Source organism: Vibrio crassostreae (genome assembly GCF_041439375.1).
Lineage (GTDB): Bacteria > Pseudomonadota > Gammaproteobacteria > Enterobacterales > Vibrionaceae > Vibrio > Vibrio crassostreae_D.
Genome location: NZ_JBGONY010000128.1, coordinates 1 through 2,160, shown reverse-complemented (window position 1 = coordinate 2,160; position 2,160 = coordinate 1). Strand labels below are relative to the sequence as shown.

Annotated in this window: 3 protein-coding genes; all 3 read left to right on the top strand. The window is 41.3% G+C overall.

Annotated elements, in window-relative coordinates:
- Nucleotides 1–294 precede the first annotated feature (294 nt).
- Nucleotides 295–822, top strand: a complete 528-nt coding sequence (locus ACED45_RS23910; protein WP_017082630.1) for a hypothetical protein — start codon at nt 295–297, stop codon at nt 820–822.
- Nucleotides 823–899: 77 nt separating this feature from the next.
- A complete protein-coding gene (locus ACED45_RS23905; RefSeq protein ID WP_371715200.1) occupies nt 900–1,175 on the top strand; it encodes a hypothetical protein in 276 nt (91 codons plus the stop codon).
- Between the two features lie 12 nt (nt 1,176–1,187).
- A complete protein-coding gene (locus ACED45_RS23900) occupies nt 1,188–1,811 on the top strand; it encodes a DUF4272 domain-containing protein (RefSeq protein ID WP_371715199.1) in 624 nt (207 codons plus the stop codon).
- Nucleotides 1,812–2,160: the final 349 nt, after the last annotated feature.

Below are 2,160 nucleotides of genomic sequence, written 5' to 3'. Positions count from 1 at the left end.
GTTATGTGCATTGTTGGTTAGGATGAACGTCAGGGTGTTCTGATGTTACAAAGAATGGAGATGTAACCGATGGGCCTAATGGACCATTTAGTTGGTCTAATAAGGACCGATATACAACTAACCCAAAACTACGGAAAGACTGGGAGAAAAAGCACAATCAATCTTGGCCAAAAGATCCTGCTACTGGAAAAAATCAGGATGTTTCGAATGAGATCCCTTTGAATGATGGTGGCCCCGACCACGTATCCAATGTGAAACCAAGAACGGCTGATAATCATAGGCAGCGACATAAAGATGCGGGAGATTTCTCTCGTTGGGGTAAGAGAAGGAGATGATAAAGTGGTTGCAATTGATTTTTCGAAAGTAGTAAAGACTGATATCTACATATCTAGCATTTCTGAAGATAAAAACGAATTTAATTCAATGCTCAGTGACGCACATTCCGAGTTGAATTTTTATAACTGGTGCTATGAAATTCTCGAATCGTACGTGGGTATCTTCGTTGCAGGAGTTGTTGGGGTCTTTTTATTCAAAATAAAACCTGGTAGTCCTGATGTTGATGAATGGCTGTGGGTGGTCGTTGGAGACCTACCTTGCATTTACCTAACTTGTGACGATAGTCCTAACGCGGCTTGTGCACTCGATTCGTATATAGGTGCGATGCAAGAGTGGGTCGAAGCTGCGGAATGTGAAGATTCTGTTGCAGATTTAGTCCCTGTCAATGTACCTGCAACCCCGGAAAATGCAAGCAAACTTAAATCTAGACTTACTATTCTAGATGAAAGAGTGCTTAATCTATATGAGAAAGATTTGAAAGCTTAACGTTCTTGGTAATGTTACAAAGAGGGGAGACTTCCACGAAGTCTTAACCGAAGCTCCAATCAGCGGAAACACACGAAGTGCTCACCGTAATTCTGCTAAATAAAGCGCTCGCTAATGCGTTAGAAAACGATTCTAGCTTTTCTAAAGGAATGAACAATCTTCTTGATAAGGATGTTCTCCAACACATGAAGTCAGGCAAAAGTGGGCTGAAAAATCCTCCAGGTACTGAATGGCATCACCCAAAAGGTAATCCGGGATCGATGCAACTATTGCGTAAAGAAATACATCGAGATAAGAGCCTTCAAAATGTATTACATAAAGATGGTACTGGCGGGTTTGCTGATCATTTCTAATTGAAGGATATTATGGATCTACAAAATATACGTAAAAAATCATTGAACAGTGCAGAGAAGCTGGGTTATGAAATAAACACAGCTTTGCCACTGTTTGATGATGACATTAAGTTGCGACCACAAGAAGAAATTGTAGGTCGTAGTTTAGCCCTCTTTGCTGTTGTTGCTTGTTCTTATGGTTTTGATAAGCCTTCAGCCATCCAATGGATGGCGCGGGAAGGTGTTATAGATTTTCTGAGTGATTCAGAAAGGAGCTTTCTTAATGATGGTGAAGGAGACGTTTCATTCTTTCAATCACAGGTAGAGGGGTTAAATGCTTTTGCTTGGGCATTGGGTTTAGTTAAGTCTATGCCGTTTGATTCTACCTGCGACAATACTTTGATTAAGCGTTTCCCAGATATTAAAAACGATAAAAGCTCTTCTGAATACAAAGCTCAGTTCGCAGATCGTTCTATCGCTCAAATCATATCTGCCTGTGATTTAGCCTATTGCCTTCATTGGGCGATAGTTAATGCAGAGGTGAATGATCAAGATTTACACGGTGGCGTTGGTCGCCACGTAATTATCGAAAGGCGTAGGGCTTTAGAGTGGATGTTATGTACTGATGACTGGGATGAAATAAGCCTAGATACCTAAGCTGAAGCCCGCATTATGCGGGCTTTTTAATGTGCGGCTTGCTGAAGCACAGTATCCAACATCTCCATCACGAACTGCTGCTTCGCTTTTGGCAGTAGCCTTACCTGTTCTATCTGCTGTTGCAATTTCGACGCAGGCCCACGCTTATTACTTCCCTTAGCTGCTTCTGTACCGTGCAGTAACTGTATACAGAAAAAATAGGCAGTTAATGAGAAAAGTGCATCTAGGATTTAAAATAGGTAACATTAAGAAAGCACTGGGGTGTAGGCACTTTAAGGTACTGATGGTATTAGGGTTATGTGCATTGTTGGTTAGGATGAACGTCAGGGTGTTCTGATGTTACAAAGAA